General features: G+C 70.4%; 14 protein-coding genes. 2 read left to right on the top strand and 12 right to left on the bottom strand.

What is annotated here, in order from left to right; all coding sequences use genetic code 11:
- Window positions 1-27 precede the first annotated feature (27 nt).
- Window positions 28-1,203 (bottom strand): lipase family protein, encoded by a 1,176-nt coding sequence (locus tag C8E96_RS23755; RefSeq protein WP_133794710.1) that lies wholly within the window; start codon window positions 1,201-1,203, stop codon window positions 28-30.
- A gap of 93 nt (window positions 1,204-1,296) precedes the next feature.
- Here C8E96_RS23755 and C8E96_RS23750 point away from each other — a divergent pair, with 93 nt between their 5' ends.
- A complete protein-coding gene (locus tag C8E96_RS23750) occupies window positions 1,297-1,956 on the top strand; it encodes a TetR/AcrR family transcriptional regulator (RefSeq protein ID WP_228769565.1) in 660 nt (219 codons plus the stop codon).
- Window positions 1,957-2,182: 226 nt separating this feature from the next.
- Here the strand turns inward: C8E96_RS23750 and C8E96_RS23745 are convergent, their stop codons facing one another.
- The 3 genes from C8E96_RS23745 to C8E96_RS23735 are packed head-to-tail and all read right to left on the bottom strand — an operon-like array spanning window position 2,183 to window position 4,931.
- Window positions 2,183-2,785 carry a LutC/YkgG family protein gene (locus tag C8E96_RS23745; RefSeq protein ID WP_091368213.1) on the bottom strand — a complete coding sequence of 201 codons (603 nt, stop codon included), beginning with the start codon at window positions 2,783-2,785 and terminating at the stop codon, window positions 2,183-2,185.
- Entirely contained in the window at window positions 2,782-4,203 is a 1,422-nt protein-coding gene (locus C8E96_RS23740) for a LutB/LldF family L-lactate oxidation iron-sulfur protein (RefSeq protein ID WP_091368211.1), read from the bottom strand. The genes C8E96_RS23745 and C8E96_RS23740 overlap by 4 nt, the downstream gene beginning before the upstream one ends.
- The gene (locus tag C8E96_RS23735) at window positions 4,200-4,931 is read right to left on the bottom strand and encodes a (Fe-S)-binding protein (RefSeq protein ID WP_091368208.1); all 732 of its coding nucleotides are present in this window, start codon (window positions 4,929-4,931) and stop codon (window positions 4,200-4,202) included. The genes C8E96_RS23740 and C8E96_RS23735 overlap by 4 nt, the downstream gene beginning before the upstream one ends.
- Before the next feature lie 74 nt (window positions 4,932-5,005).
- On the opposite strand from C8E96_RS23735, the gene C8E96_RS23730 reads away from it, so the two are divergent.
- A complete protein-coding gene (locus tag C8E96_RS23730) occupies window positions 5,006-5,707 on the top strand; it encodes a FadR/GntR family transcriptional regulator (RefSeq protein ID WP_091368205.1) in 702 nt (233 codons plus the stop codon).
- 50 nt (window positions 5,708-5,757) lie between these two features.
- Here the strand turns inward: C8E96_RS23730 and C8E96_RS23725 are convergent, their stop codons facing one another.
- Genes C8E96_RS23725 through C8E96_RS23690 form a run of 8 tightly spaced genes read right to left on the bottom strand, consistent with a single transcriptional unit; the run spans window position 5,758 to window position 13,645 of the window.
- On the bottom strand, window positions 5,758-6,693 hold the full coding sequence (locus tag C8E96_RS23725) for an aldo/keto reductase (protein WP_091368203.1): 936 nt from the start codon (window positions 6,691-6,693) through the stop codon (window positions 5,758-5,760).
- A complete protein-coding gene (locus C8E96_RS23720) occupies window positions 6,690-6,992 on the bottom strand; it encodes an L-rhamnose mutarotase (RefSeq protein WP_407642683.1) in 303 nt (100 codons plus the stop codon). Before C8E96_RS23720 ends, C8E96_RS23725 begins: the two co-directional genes overlap by 4 nt.
- Window positions 6,993-7,003: 11 nt before the next feature.
- Window positions 7,004-8,071, bottom strand: a complete 1,068-nt coding sequence (locus C8E96_RS23715) for an ABC transporter permease (RefSeq protein ID WP_091368199.1) — start codon at window positions 8,069-8,071, stop codon at window positions 7,004-7,006.
- A complete protein-coding gene (locus C8E96_RS23710) occupies window positions 8,055-9,566 on the bottom strand; it encodes a sugar ABC transporter ATP-binding protein (RefSeq protein WP_091368196.1) in 1,512 nt (503 codons plus the stop codon). Before C8E96_RS23710 ends, C8E96_RS23715 begins: the two co-directional genes overlap by 17 nt.
- A 31-nt stretch (window positions 9,567-9,597) precedes the next feature.
- A complete protein-coding gene (locus C8E96_RS23705) occupies window positions 9,598-10,650 on the bottom strand; it encodes a sugar ABC transporter substrate-binding protein (RefSeq protein ID WP_091368194.1) in 1,053 nt (350 codons plus the stop codon).
- 42 nt (window positions 10,651-10,692) lie between these two features.
- The gene (locus tag C8E96_RS23700; RefSeq protein WP_091368192.1) at window positions 10,693-11,448 is read right to left on the bottom strand and encodes an SDR family NAD(P)-dependent oxidoreductase; all 756 of its coding nucleotides are present in this window, start codon (window positions 11,446-11,448) and stop codon (window positions 10,693-10,695) included.
- Entirely contained in the window at window positions 11,445-12,797 is a 1,353-nt protein-coding gene (locus C8E96_RS23695; RefSeq protein WP_091368189.1) for an L-fuconate dehydratase, read from the bottom strand. Before C8E96_RS23695 ends, C8E96_RS23700 begins: the two co-directional genes overlap by 4 nt.
- Entirely contained in the window at window positions 12,794-13,645 is an 852-nt protein-coding gene (locus C8E96_RS23690) for a fumarylacetoacetate hydrolase family protein (RefSeq protein ID WP_091368184.1), read from the bottom strand. Before C8E96_RS23690 ends, C8E96_RS23695 begins: the two co-directional genes overlap by 4 nt.
- Window positions 13,646-13,666 lie beyond the last annotated feature (21 nt).

The raw sequence follows: 13,666 nt of genomic DNA, 5'->3' as shown, positions 1-13,666 counted from the left end.
CCCCCTCGACCCACAGCCCATGTCCGGTCAGCAGGCGCCGGTGATGGGGAGGCCGAAGAAGCGGGCGCTGAGGTAGGCGACGGCGGCGGGGGCGCCGGTGACCGCGAGGACGTTGTGCTCGCTGAGGTAGTCGGTGTGGAACGTGACCTTCGTGCCCTTCGCGCACCACTCGCGACGGACGGTGTCGCCCGCGGTCCAGGGGATCAGCTCGTCGAACTTGGAGTGGTAGAGGTAGACCGGCGCGGTGGGTGCCTGCGCGCCCATTCGGTTGAGCGCCAACACCTCGCGGCCGACCGGCTCGTTCAGCGGGTCGGCCGAGGTGGTGAACTCGGTCAGCTTGCGGAACGGGTAGCTCGTGGCCAGTTCCCCGACGCACATGTCGTCCATGTCGGCCCGCAGCGCGCGGCCCGCGTCGTTGAGCAGGGTCTCCAGTTCCGGGTACTCGCGCATCAGGCCGTTGACCGCGCCGAGGCCCAGTCCCGAGAAGGGGCCACCGTCCATCGTCTTCGCGGCCAAGGCGAGGTCGGCGGGCGTGCCACCCGCGGCGACTCCCGCGATGCGCAGTTCCGGCGCGTAGGTGGGCTGCAACTCGGCGGCCCAGCCCGAGGCGAGCGCGCCACCCGAGTAGCCCCAGACGCCAATCTTGGCTTTCGCCAGGCCGGCTTCCGGCACGGAGATCGCGCCCCGGATGCCGTCGAGCACCGCGTGCCCCTCCATCCGCCCGGCTCCGTAGGCGTCGCGCGGACCTTGGTAGTCGGTGACGACGACCGCCCAGCCCTTGGCCAGCCCCATGCCCAGCAGCGGGGCTTCCTTCTCGGTGCCGGTCCGCAGCGTGTACGAGGGGTTGCACTGGTCGCCGAGGCTGTCGGTGGCGGGCTGGTAGGACAGCAGCGGCCGCTGTCCGGGGTACGGGGTGGGCGGCACGATCAGCGTCGAGACCACGGTGACCGGCCGGTCCTTCGCGTCGCTGCTGCGCACCTGCAACTGCAGGGCGGGCAGCCCGGCGGCGGTGACGTCGCGCTTCTTGAGCACGGTGCCCGGACGCGCGGCCTCGAAGCCGGGGGCGGGCCGGTAGAACGGGTCGAGGTCGGGCTCCACGACCGCGTCCGGCGCCGCCGTCGCGGCCGGGACGGCGACCACGGCACCACCGACCAGCGATCCCGCCGCCAACACCAGCAATGCCAGACGTGCCGTGCGTTTCATGGGCCGACCCTCCATAATCGAAAATCTACCTTTTCGCTTTGGGCTTGGCGGCTACCGTAGGCGCACACGACACCGATGACAAGAGCTGGAGACATGACCGAGCCGATGACCGAGGCTGCGACAGAGGCTGCGACAGAGGCTGCGACGCGCCGCTACTCCGGCCGAGACGCGGGAGAACGCAGCGCCGCCCGCCGGGAGCGCCTGCTGGAAGCCGCGCTCGACCTGTTCGGCACCGAGGGGTACCAGGCAACCCCCATCGACCGGCTCTGCTCAGCGGCGAAGGTGTCGACGCGGCACTTCTACCACGAGTTCACCAACAAGGAAGCGGTCCTGATCGCGCTGCACTCGCAGATCACCGAGGACGCCCTCACCGCCACAGCGACCGCGCTCGCCGAGGCCCCACCGACCCCGATCGAGGCCCGCCTGGTCGCGGCGCTCAGCGCGTATCTGCGCACGATTATCTCCGACCCCCGCCGGGTCCGGGTCAGCTTCGTGGAGGTCGTCGGCGCCAGCCCGAAGGTGGAACAGGCCCGCTTGGAGTACCGCGAGGCCATCATCGCCACGGTCACCCATGAAGGCGAGGCCGCCGTCGCCCGCGGCGAGATCCCACCTCGGGACTTCCGCTTCGCGGGCCTCGCCCTCATCGGCGCGTTGAACTCCGTGGTCTACGACTGGTCCCTGCACCAGCGAACGTCGGCCGAGGAACTCGAAGCCGCCCTTCTGACGCTGGCCAACACCCTCCTCACCAGCTGACCCGATCGCCGCAGTGGCCCCCGGCAGGTGGAGGAGTTCGTGGCGGGCGCGTGCGGTGACTATTGGGTCGGCCTCAAGCGGCTGGGTCCCGCCTCCCTGCGCTTTTGTAGTCCACCCGACGAGTCCCGCATTGTCGCTTCACCCGTTCCATTGGATATCTTGATAGTGAATAGCCGATAGCTGGTTAAAGCGAGACGCTGAGGTCTGGCCGATCACGCGCGCCGAATCAGCCGACGATGAGGACAACCAGAGTCCGGGGGCCGTGGACGCCCTCGACCCGGTTGAGTTCGATGTCGCTGGTGGCTGAGGGGCCGCTGATCCAGGTGAGCGGGCGGGTGCCGTCGAGTCGGGCGATCGCCTCCGGGACGGTGCCGACGATCTGGTCGGTCCGCACGACGCACAGGTGGAAGTCGGGGACCAGGGTCAGCGCTCGCCTGCTCTGCCCCGGACCGGCGTCAAGCACTATCGTTCCGGTCTCGGCGATACCCACCGCGCAGGCGGTGACCACGCCGTCGGCGGCGTCGAGGGCGGGGACGTCCAGGGGCGGGGCGTCGGTCACGGCCTGGGGTACCCAGTCCGCGGGCAGGTCGGCCGGGGTGACGACGGAGCCGATGCCGAAGTGCGCCAATTGTTCGGCGATGGCTTCGGGCACGGTGTCGGCCGTCGTGCGGACGACGGCGGCCCGGTAGTCGGCGACCCGTTCGGCGAACAGCCCGACCAGGTCGCCTTCGATGGCCTGCTGGTAGTCCCGGGACACGACGATCTCCGCCTTGTCCACTGTGGACAGGGCGGACCGGATCCGGCCGAGGATCTCTTCACGCGCGGTCATCGGGACTCCCACCAGGTTCGGAACGTCTGCCGGGGCGGTGTCGCGGTGTCGCGGGCGCCACTCCAGCCCTTGAACGGGCCGGGCAACCGGCCGATGCGGCCTCGGCGCCCCAGCACCCGGCCGCCGATCGAGACCAGGCGCTGGGCCAGGCGCAGGCGGCGGGAGCTGCCGAAGACCCACTGCGCCACCCGCATGGCCGTCCGCTCGGCGGAAGGCTTGCCGCGCTTGGCGTCGACGGCTTTCGCGCGGAGGTGGACGAGGGCCTGGGGGATGTCGATGAGCACCGGACAGACCTCGTAGCAGGCGCCGCACAGGGTGGACGCGAACGGGAGGGTCGGCGAGACCTCGTCGGCGGTGACGCCGCGCAGCTGCGGGGTGAGGATGGCGCCGATGGGGCCCGGGTAGACCGAACCGTAGGCGTGGCCGCCGGTCCGTTCGTAGACCGGGCAGACGTTGAGGCACGCCGAGCAGCGGATGCACCGCAGCGCCTGGCGCCCGATGTCGTCGGCAAGGGCGCCGGTGCGGCCGTTGTCGAGCAGGATCAGGTGGAACTCCTGTGGGCCGTCGCCCGGAGTCACCCCTGTCCAGGTCGAGGTGTACGGGTTCATCCGCTCCCCGGTGGACGAGCGCGGCAGCAGTTGCAGCATGACTTCGAGGTCCTGCCAGGTGGGCACCAGCTTCTCGATGCCGACCACGCTGATCAGCACCTCGGGCAGGGTCAGGCACATCCGGCCGTTGCCCTCGGACTCGACCACGACGAGCGTGCCGGAGTCGGCGACGGCGAAGTTGGCGCCGGACACGGCGACCTTGGCGGTGAGGAACTTGCGGCGCAGGTGGGCCCGGGCGGCCGCGGCCAGCTCGGCCGGGTCGTCGGTGAGCGCCGCGGTCACGCCGGGCATCTCGCGCAGGAAGATGTCCCTGATCTCCGAGCGGTTGCGGTGGATGGCGGGCACCAGGATGTGCGACGGCCGGTCGTGTCCCAATTGGACGATCAGCTCGGCGAGGTCGGTCTCGTAGGCGGCGATCCCGGCTTCGGCCAGCGCCTCGTTGAGTTCGATCTCCTGGGTGGCCATGGACTTCACCTTGACCACCTCGTCGGCCTCCGCCGCCCGCACCAGGTCGATCACGATCCGGTTGGCCTCCGCGGCGTCGCGCGCCCAGTGGACGACGCCGCCCGATTCGGTGACCTTGCGCTCCAACTGTTCGAGGTAGGTGTCCAAGTTGTGCAGGGTGCGGTCTTTGATCTCCTTGCCCGCCACCCGCAGCGCTTCCCAGTCGGCGCGCTCGTCGACGACAGCCGCGCGCTTGCCGCGGATGGTGCCGGTCGCCTTGCGCAGGTTGGTTCGGAGCTGCTCATTGCCAAGCGCTTCCCGAGCCGCCACCGGGAACGGCGGCATGCCGAGCCAGGTTCCGGTCATGCGCGCTCACCGGCCAGGATCTCGGCAAGGTGCATCACGCGCACCTTGGACTTCGACCGAGAGAGCAACCCACCGACGTGCATCAGGCAGGAGTTGTCGGCCGCGGTCAGCACCTCGGCGCCGGTGGAGAGCACCCGGGCGACCTTGTCGGTGCCCATGGCGACCGAGACGTCGGAATTCTTCACCGCGAACGTCCCGCCGAACCCGCAGCACTCGGTCGCGCCCGGCAGGTCCACGAGCTCGATCCCCTCCACCGCGCGCAGCAGGGCCCGCGGCCGGTCACCGAGCTTGAGCAGCCGCAGACCGTGGCAGGTGGGGTGGTAGGTCACCCGGTGCGGGAAGTACGCGCCGACGTCGGTCACCCCCGCGATGTCGACCAGGAACTCGGTGAACTCGTGCACCCGCGGCACCGTCCCGGCCACCGCGGCGGCCAGCCCCCGGTCCCCCGAGACCTCGGCGACCCGGCTGTGGAAGTCCCGGACCATCCCCACGCACGACGCGGACGGCGCCACGACGACGTCGGCGTCGGCGAAGGTGTCGACGAAGGACCGGACCAGCGGCACGCACTCACGTTGGTAGCCGGTGTTGAAGTGCATCTGCCCGCAACACGTCTGGTCCGGCGGGAACACCACCTCGTGCCCCAGCCGCTCCAGCACGCGGACCACGGCTTGGCCGGTCGCGGGGAACAGCGTGTCGTTGAAGCAGGTGATGAAGAGGGCGACCCTCATCGGCGAACCTTCCCACATTTCGGGCCACGCCCGGCTATCCTACGAAACATCGGATGTCCGTAGGAGGAGTTGCTGTGCCAGTCACCGACGAAGCCATCGAGAAAATCAAGGCGATGATCGTCGACGGCGAACTCGGCCCCGGCTCCCGCCTGCCGAAGGAAGCCGACCTCGCCGAGCGCCTCGGCCTGTCCCGCAGCTCCCTGCGGGAGGCGGTCAAGGCGTTGTCGCTGATCAGGGTCCTGCACGTGCGCCAGGGCGACGGCACGTACGTCACCAGCCTCGAGCCGGACCTGCTGCTCGAATCCATGGGGTTCATGGTCGACTTCCACCAGGACGACACCGTCCTGCAGTTCCTCGAAGTCCGCCGCATCCTGGAGCCCGCCGCGACCGCCATGGCCGCCAAGGCCATGACCGACGCCGACATCGCCGAACTCCGCGCCATCCTCGACGAACTCGACGACGACCCGACGGTCGAGGCCCTGGTGGCCAACGACCTGAAGTTCCACAGCCGCATCGCCGCCGGCTCGGGCAACACGGTCCTGTGCTCCCTGCTCGACGGCCTGTCCGGCCCCACGGCCCGCGCCCGAATCTGGCGCGGCATGACGCAGGAGGGCGCGGTCCGCCGCACCCGCGAGCAGCACGACGCCATCTGCGAGGCCATCGAGTCGCGACAGCCGGAGGTCGCCCGGGCGTGGGCGACGGTGCACGTGGCCGGGGTGGAGCAGTGGCTCCGCAACACTCTCGGGTCCGCGGAATCCGCTCTCGAACAGGAGTGAGCTTTCCGGCCGGGCAGGGTGCGGAAACCGCCCCGCGCGCGGATCAACGGTCACGGCAGGTCGTCCCACAGCTTGTCGGGCACCGCGGTGGCGTACAGCGAGGCGTTGCGGGAGAACTGGTCCGCTGACTGGGCGCCGACGACGACCGAGGCGACGGCCGGGTGTCGGGCGGCGAACGCGATCGCGGCCTGCGGCAAGGACACGCGGTGCGCACGGCAGATCTCCGCCATCCGGACCACCCGGGCGCGCACCGGCTCGGGAACCGGGGCGTAGTCGTAAGTCGCACCCGGGGTGTCGGTGGCCAGCACTCCGCTGTTGAACACGCCCGCCGCGATCACCGAGACGCCCCGGCTCAGGCACAACGGCAACAGTTTCGGGGCCGCCGACCGGTCGAGCAGCGTGTACCGGCCCGCGAGCATCACCACGTCGATGTCGGTCTCGGCGACGAACCGTGCGGGCATCTCCCACTGATTCATGCCCACCCCGATCGCGCCCACGACCCCCTGCGACCGCAGGTCGTGCAACGCCGGATAGGCCGACCCGACCGCCTCCGCCCAATGGTCGTCCGGATCATGCAGTAACACGACGTCGATCCGGTCCATCCCCAGGCGAACCAGACTGTCCTCAATAGACCGACGCACGCCGTCGGCGCTGAAGTCCCAGCGCCTGCGGTAGTCGGCGGGCACGTCGAACCCCTCGTCGTCGCGTCCTCCGGCCCCGGGCTCCAGGATGCGGCCGACCTTCGTCGAGACGACGTACTCCGATCGCGGGCGGTCGGCCAGAGCGGCCCCCAGCCGCCGCTCGGACAACCCGAGGCCGTAGTGCGGCGCGGTGTCGAAGTACCGCACCCCCGCCGCCCACGCCGCGTCCACCGCACCCCGAGCGTCCACTTCGGACACCGCGGTGAACAGGTTGCCGATCCCCGCCCCGCCGAACCCGAGGCCGGTCACCTCGGCCTTGGAACCCCCCAGCCGCACCGACTTCACGGCAGCTCCCAGACCAGCGGAACCCCGCGGTCGTCGCCGGAGTAGTCGTCCGGGACGTCGAGCAGCGCGGCCATCCGCGCCTGCCACGGGACGTTCGCCGGGTGGTCGGCCAGCGCCCGGCGCATGGCGTGGTAGTCATCGACCTCCACGACGTGGAACAGGTCGAGCCCGTCGCGCCAGATCCGCCAAGTGTGCACACCCGCCTCGCGCAGGGCGGCGTCGAGTTCGACCGGGATCACCGCGTGGACCCGCTCGTACTCCGCTTCGGCACCGGGCTTGAGCCGGGTGTGCAACGCGATTCGCTCCACCGCTAGTCCTGCGCTTTTCCGCTGGTCACCCGGGCGATGATGAGCGCTACCAGGATGACCAGGCCGTACACCGCCTGGATCTGCAGCGGGTCGACCTGGGCCAGCACCAGCACGCTCTCCAGCAGGCCGAGCAGGAGCACGCCGGTCAGCGCGCCGAACAGCGACCCCTTGCCGCCGTCGAGCATGATGCCGCCGATGACCGCGGCCGCGAACACCTTGAAGATCATGCCGTCGCCCATGGTGGCCGACACCGCGCCCAGCTGCCCCGCCAGCATCAGGCCCGCGAACGCGGCCAGCACGCTGGCGATGATGAGGGTGGTGAACACGACCCGCTCGACCCGGATGCCCGCCGCCCGCGCCGCGGCGGCGTTGCCGCCCACCGCGTAGATCGACCGGCCCGCCCGGGTGTAGCCGAGCACCACGATGCCCACCCCGAAGGACACGACCACGATCCAGATCGAGACCGGCAGGCCGACGACGCGGATGCTGCCCAGGTCGTCGATCACGGGGATCTTCTTGGCCAGGTTGGACATCGTGGCACCGCCGACGATGGCCAGCTGCAGGCCGCGCAGCAGGATCAACATGGCCAGGGTGACCATGAACGCCGAGAGCCGGACCTTGACGATCATGAACGCGTTGAACAGGCCGACCAGGACGCCGAAGAACAGCGTCACCGGCAGCACCGTCCACGCGGGCCACGGCGCGCCGAGGAAGTCGGTGCTGCCGACCACGAAGAACACCGCGATGGCGGGGGCGAACCCGACGGTCGACTCCAGCGACAGGTCCATTTTGCCCACGATGAGCACCAGGGCCTCGGCGAGCACAAGCAGCGCCAGCACGGCCTGGTACTTCAGCACGTTGTCGACCAGGTACGACTTCGTCAGGAAGACGTCGGGGTTGATCGAGTAGCCGATGATGAGCACGACGATGATCGGCGGGATCAGGGCCAGGTCACGCAGTTTGGCCAGCCGCAGACGGTTGCTCGGCCTGCCCGACTTGGCCGGTTCGCCACTGTCGCTCGGCTCCACCGCCGCGGGCTCGGTGTCCAGGATTTCAGGCACGGTGCTCATTGATTCCCTCGATTTCGGCGACAAGCTGAGTCTCGTCCCAGCCGCGCGCGTGCTCGGCGACGATCCGCCCGCCGAGCATCACCACGACGCGGTCGCACACCCGCAGGTCGTCCAGTTCGTCTGAGATGAGCAGGGCGCCCCGCTGCTCACGGGTCTTCTCGTCCACCGCGCCCAGCAGCGACTCCTTCGAGCGCACGTCGACGCCCGCGGTCGGCTGCACCAGCACGATGACTTCCGGGTCGCCGGCCAGCGCGCGGGCCATCACGACCTTCTGGGCGTTGCCGCCGGACAGCTCGCCGACCGGCTGGTCCGGGCCGGAGGTGTGGATGTCCAGGTCGGCGATCATGGTCCGGGCGGCGGCGTCCCGCTTGCCCGGCAGCACCATGCCCGCGGGGCCGAGCTTCTTGGCGATCGTCATGGTCGCGTTCTCCGCCACCGACAGGCCCCCCACGAACCCGTCGATGTTGCGGTCACCCGGCAGGTACCCGATCCCGCCGTCCAGCGCGGCGCGCACCGTGCCCGGGCGGACCCTTCGCCCCGCCACGAACACCGCCCCGGCGCGCCCGCGCAGTCCGGCCAGGGCCTCGGCGAGCTGACGCTTGCCGCTGACCGCTGAACCCGCCACGCCGACGATCTCGCCTCGGCGCACGGTCAGATCCACGTCGCTGACGTGACCTGGCACGGTCACGCCCGCGAGTTCGAGCACCGGCTCGGCGGTGTCGGGCACGGCCGGTCGGTCGGCGCCGACCTGCACGAGCCCGCGTGCCTCGCCGATCATCGCGGCCACCAGCTTGTCCCGGTCCAGGTTGGCCACCGTGTCGGTGACGATGTGCCGGGCGTCGCGGAAGACGGTGACCCGCTGGCAGATCTCGTAGATCTCGGGCAGGTGGTGGGAGATGAACAGGAAAGTCACCCCGGCGTCCTGCAGCGCGCGCAGCTTGTCGAACAGCCGGGTGATCGCCCGGCCCTCCAGCTGCGCGGTCGGCTCGTCGAGGATGACGAAGCGGGCGCCCAGCGACAGGGCGCTCGCGATCTCGACGAGCTGGCGCTGCTCGACGCTCAACTCGGCCGCGGGCAGGTCGGGCGACACCGCGACCGACCACGCGTCGAGCAGGTCCGCGGCCTGCCTGCGCTGACGGCTCGGCGAGATCAGGCCGAACCGCCCGCGCGGCTGCCGGTGCAGGAAGAGGTTCTCCGCGACGGTCAGCTCCTTGACCACCGACGGGTACTGGTAGACACACGCCACCCGCTCGCGCCATGCGGCCCGGTCACCGAGCGCGGGCGCCCGCACGCCGGCGAAGCGGACCTCGCCCGCGTCCGGCTTGAGCAGCCCGGTGAGCACGCCGACCATGGTCGACTTCCCGGCGCCGTTGCGTCCGACCAGCGCGTGGGTCTCACCGGCGTGCACCGTCAGGTTCCCGTCGGCGAGCGCGACGGTCGGCCCGAAGCGCTTGACGATCCCGGTCGCCGCGACCAGCGGATGCTGGGTGTCCATCGTGGATTACCTCTTCTGGGTGCCGGTCAGGTCAGGACTTGGCGTTGCCCCAGAGGGAAGCGTCGTCCACGTTGTCCTTGGTCACCAGCGGTGCGGGGAGCTGGTCCTCGAAACCGTTGGGCAGCTTGATGACGATGCTGCCGTGGTCGGTCGGGCCTTCCTTGGGGGTGACGCCCGCGAGGGCCTGCTTGGCCCAGTAGAGGCCGATGCCCGCGTAGGTGTCGGCGGGCTGGGAGACGGTCGCGTCGATCTCACCCTTGCGGATGGCGTCGAACTCCTGCGGGATGCCGTCGTTGGAGATGATGAAGATGTGCTTGGGGTCGCTCGGCGGGACCAGCAGGCCACGCTGCTTGAGCACCTGCAGGGTCGGGTCGAGGAACACGCCACCGGCCTGCATGTAGACGCCCTTGATGTCGGGGTCGGTGGTCAGGCGGGTCTCCAGCGCTGCCTGGGCCTTGGCGCCCTCCCACTCGGTCGGCTCCTCGAACACCTTGATGTCCGGGAACTTCTTGGTCATGCACTCCTTGAACGCCTCGGAGCGGTCACGGCCGTTGATCGAGGACAGCGAGCCCTGGAACTCGATGACCTTGCCCTTGCCGCCCAGCTTCTCGCCGAGGAACTCGCAGGCCTTGGTGCCGTACGCGCGGTTGTCGGCGCGGACGACCATGTAGACGCTGCCCGAGTCGGGGCGGGTGTCGACGCTGACCACGGGAATCTTCTTGCCCGCGAGCTCGTCGAGCTTCGAGGCGATCGCACCGGTGTCCTGCGGGGCCATGACGAGGGCCTTGGCGCCCTGGGCGACCAGGCTGTCGACGTTGGTCAGCAGCTTCTGCACGTCGTTCTGCGAGTTCGTGGTCGACGTGACGGTGACGCCCAGGTCCTTGGCCTTGGCGGGCACGTACTTGGCGTAGGCGTTCCAGAAGTCGGAGTCCGCGCGGGGCAGGTCGACGCCGACGCCGCCGCCCGCGTTCGAGCCCGGCGCGGCGGGGGTGTCGGAGTCCTTGCTGCACGCCGACAGCGACACGGCCAGGGTCGTCGCCGCGATGATGGCGAACGCGGCCCGGGAGCGGGAGGTGATCTTCATTGACTGTCCTCGATTCGACAACGGGAAATCTGCGGGGGTCGTTCAGCTGGTTCGGGGGCGCAGGCGTAGGCCCTGCATGCCACCGTCGACCGCGAGCACGGTTCCGGTGGTCGACGCGGCGTGGGGTCCGGCGAGATAGGCGATGGCGGCGGCGACCTCGTCGGCGGTCACCAGCCGTCCCATGGGCTGGCGCGCGTTGAGCGCGGCCAACTCGGCGGCCGGGTCCTCGGCGGAGTCCAGCAGCCTGCGCACCCACGGGGTGTCCGCGGTGCCCGGGTTGACGCAGTTGACCCGCACGCCGTCGGCCACGTGGTCGGCGGCCATGGCCAGGGTCAGCGACTGAACGGCGCCTTTGCTCGCGCTGTAGAGCGCGCGCTGGGGCAGTCCGGCGGTCGCGGCGATCGAGCAGGTGTTGACGATCGCCGCCGCGGACGATTCCCGCAGGTGGGGCAGGGCGGCCCGGCTGGTGCGGACGATGCCGAGCACGTTGACCTCGAACACCTTGCGCCACTCGTCGTAGGTGCCGTCCTCGACGGTTCCCTGCGCGCCGATTCCGGCGTTGTTGACCACGATGTCCAGCCCGCCGAACGCCTCGGCGGCCTGGTTCACCGCTCTGGTCACCGAGTCCTCGTCGCTGACGTCGGCGGTGAGGCCGAGCAGCGGCACGGGGACGCCCGCGGGGTCGAGATCCAGGCAGGCGACCTGCGCGCCGAGCGCTGCCAGGTGGGTGGCCGTCGCCAGGCCGATGCCCGATCCGCCGCCGGTGACGATGGCGCGAAGGCCGGTGAAGTCCGTCATGACGCGTTCCTCTGCTTCGCCGCGGTCCACACGGGACCGTCAGGGTAGGCGAACTGGAGCAGCGTCCGGGGGTGCATGGTCGCCCCGAATCCCGGCGCGGTCGGCGTGACGTAGTTCCCGTTCTCGATCCGCACGGGGTCCACGAAGTGCTCGTGCAGGTGGTCGACGTACTCGATCACCCGGTCGTCGAGCGAGCCGGACACCGCGACGAAGTCGAACATCGACAGGTGCTGGACCAGCTCGCACAGCCCGACCCCGCCCGCGTGTGGGCACACCGGCACGCTGAACTTGGCGGCGAGCAGCAGGATGCCGACGTTCTCGTTCACCCCGGCCACCCGGGCCGCGTCGAGCTGCAGGAACGAGATCGCCCCGGACTGCAGCAGCTGTTTGAAGACCACCCGGTTCTGCACGTGCTCGCCGGTGGCGACCTTGATCGGCGCGATCGCGCGGGCGATGGTCGCGTGGCCGAGCACGTCGTCGGGGCTGGTCGGCTCCTCGACCCACCACGGGTCGAACTCGGCGAGCGCCTCGACCCAGGTGATCGCGGCGCCGACGTCCCAGCGCTGGTTCGCGTCGATCGCGATGCGGATGCCGGGGCCCACGGTCTCACGGGCGATGCGCATGCGGCGGATGTCGTCGGCCAGGTCGGCGCCGACCTTCAGCTTGATCTGGGTGAACCCCTCGGCGACCGCCTCGGCGCAGAGCCTGCGCAGCTTGGCGTCGTCGTAGCCGAGCCAGCCGGGCGAGGTCGTGTACGCGGGATACCCCTCGGCCAGCAGCTTCGCCTTTCGCTCGGCGCGGCCGGGCTCGGCGGCGCGCAGGATCGCCAGCGCCTCATCGCGGGTGAGCGCGTCGGTGAGGTAGCGGAAGTCGACGAGGTCCACGAGCTGCTCGGGGGTCAGGCCCGCCAGCACCTCCCAGACCGGCTTGCCTGCCCGCTTGGCCTTGAGGTCCCACAGCGCGTTGATCACCGCGGAGACCGCCATGTGCATGACGCCCTTCTCCGGGCCCAGCCAGCGCAGCTGCGAGTCGTGGACCATCGCCTTCCAGATGCCGCCGAGGTCCTCGAGCGTGTCGTCGAGCCGCCGCCCGACCACATAGGACTCCAGTGCGCGGATGGCGGTGCTCTGGATGTCGTTGCCGCGGCCGATGGTGAACGCGAACCCATGGCCCTCCAGGCCGTCCGGCGAATCGGTGCCGAGGACGACGTAGGCGGCCGAGTAGTCCGGGTCCGGGTTCATCGCGTCCGAGCCGTCGAGCTCCAGCGACGTCGGGAACCGGATGTCGTGGGTGCGCAGGCTCACGATTCGCGCGGGCCGTGCCGATGATTCGCTCGCGAACTCGCTCATGCCTGGCCCACTTCCTGGCGCTGGCGCCCAAGTCCGTCGATCTCGACCTCGACCACGTCGCCCGCCCGCAGGTACGGCTTCGGGTCGGGCAGGCCGAGCGCGACACCCGCGGGCGTGCCCGTGTTGATCACGTCGCCGGGTTCGAGGACCATGAACTGGGACACGTACCGGACGATCTCGGCGACGGCGAAGATCATGTTCTTGCTGTTGCCGTCCTGCCGGAGCGTCCCGTTGACCCACAGGCGCATGCCCAGCGACTGCGGGTCGGCGACCTCGTCGGCGGTGACCAGCCACGGGCCCAGCGGGTTGAACGTCTCGCAGGACTTCCCCTTGTCCCACTGGCCGCCGCGCTCGAGCTGGAACTCCCGCTCGGAGACGTCGTTGGAGATGGCGTAACCGGCCACGCGGGCCAGGGCATCCGCGTGGCCGGTCAGATAGCGGGCGGTCGAGCCGATGACGACCGCGAGTTCGACTTCCCAGTCCGTCTTGAGGCTGCCGCGCGGGACCAGGACCTGGTCGTCCGGGCCGATCACCGTGTTGGGCGCCTTCATGAACAGCACCGGCTCGGTCGGCTTCTCCGCGCCGGTCTCCTCGGCGTGGTCGGAGTAGTTCAGCCCGACGCAGACGATCTTGCCGGGCCGGGCGACCGGCGCACCGATCCGCAGGCCCGCGGGCAGCTCCGGCAGTCCCCCGGCCTCGACGGCGGCGCGGACCTGGTCGACGCCGCCTGCCGCCAGGAACGCGCCGTCGATGTCGGAGACGATCCCGGACAGGTCGAGCAGCCCGCCCGACTCGTCGAGGACAGCGGGCACCTCCTCCCCGGCCGGTCCCACTCGAAGCAGCTTCACGCGACACCCTCTCCGCAAACA

This window comes from Actinokineospora alba, assembly GCF_004362515.1.
GTDB classification, from domain to species: domain Bacteria; phylum Actinomycetota; class Actinomycetes; order Mycobacteriales; family Pseudonocardiaceae; genus Actinokineospora; species Actinokineospora alba.
This window is presented reverse-complemented; position numbering and strand designations above follow the sequence as displayed.

What these genes read in the sequence shown, in the direction of transcription:
- C8E96_RS23740 (WP_091368211.1), bottom strand. Translation starts at nt 4,203, where the DNA reads ATGACCGGAACCTGGCTCGGCATGCCGCCGTTCCCGGTGGCGGCTCGG.
- C8E96_RS23710 (WP_091368196.1), bottom strand. Translation starts at nt 9,566, where the DNA reads ATGGACACCCAGCATCCGCTGGTCGCGGCGACCGGGATCGTCAAGCGC.
- C8E96_RS23705 (WP_091368194.1), bottom strand. Translation starts at nt 10,650, where the DNA reads ATGAAGATCACCTCCCGCTCCCGGGCCGCGTTCGCCATCATCGCGGCG.
- C8E96_RS23735 (WP_091368208.1), bottom strand. Translation starts at nt 4,931, where the DNA reads ATGAGGGTCGCCCTCTTCATCACCTGCTTCAACGACACGCTGTTCCCC.
- C8E96_RS23715 (WP_091368199.1), bottom strand. Translation starts at nt 8,071, where the DNA reads ATGAGCACCGTGCCTGAAATCCTGGACACCGAGCCCGCGGCGGTGGAG.
- C8E96_RS23755 (WP_133794710.1), bottom strand. Translation starts at nt 1,203, where the DNA reads ATGAAACGCACGGCACGTCTGGCATTGCTGGTGTTGGCGGCGGGATCG.
- C8E96_RS23745 (WP_091368213.1), bottom strand. Translation starts at nt 2,785, where the DNA reads ATGACCGCGCGTGAAGAGATCCTCGGCCGGATCCGGTCCGCCCTGTCC.
- C8E96_RS23700 (WP_091368192.1), bottom strand. Translation starts at nt 11,448, where the DNA reads ATGACGGACTTCACCGGCCTTCGCGCCATCGTCACCGGCGGCGGATCG.
- C8E96_RS23695 (WP_091368189.1), bottom strand. Translation starts at nt 12,797, where the DNA reads ATGAGCGAGTTCGCGAGCGAATCATCGGCACGGCCCGCGCGAATCGTG.
- C8E96_RS23750 (WP_228769565.1), top strand. Translation starts at nt 1,297, where the DNA reads ATGACCGAGCCGATGACCGAGGCTGCGACAGAGGCTGCGACAGAGGCT.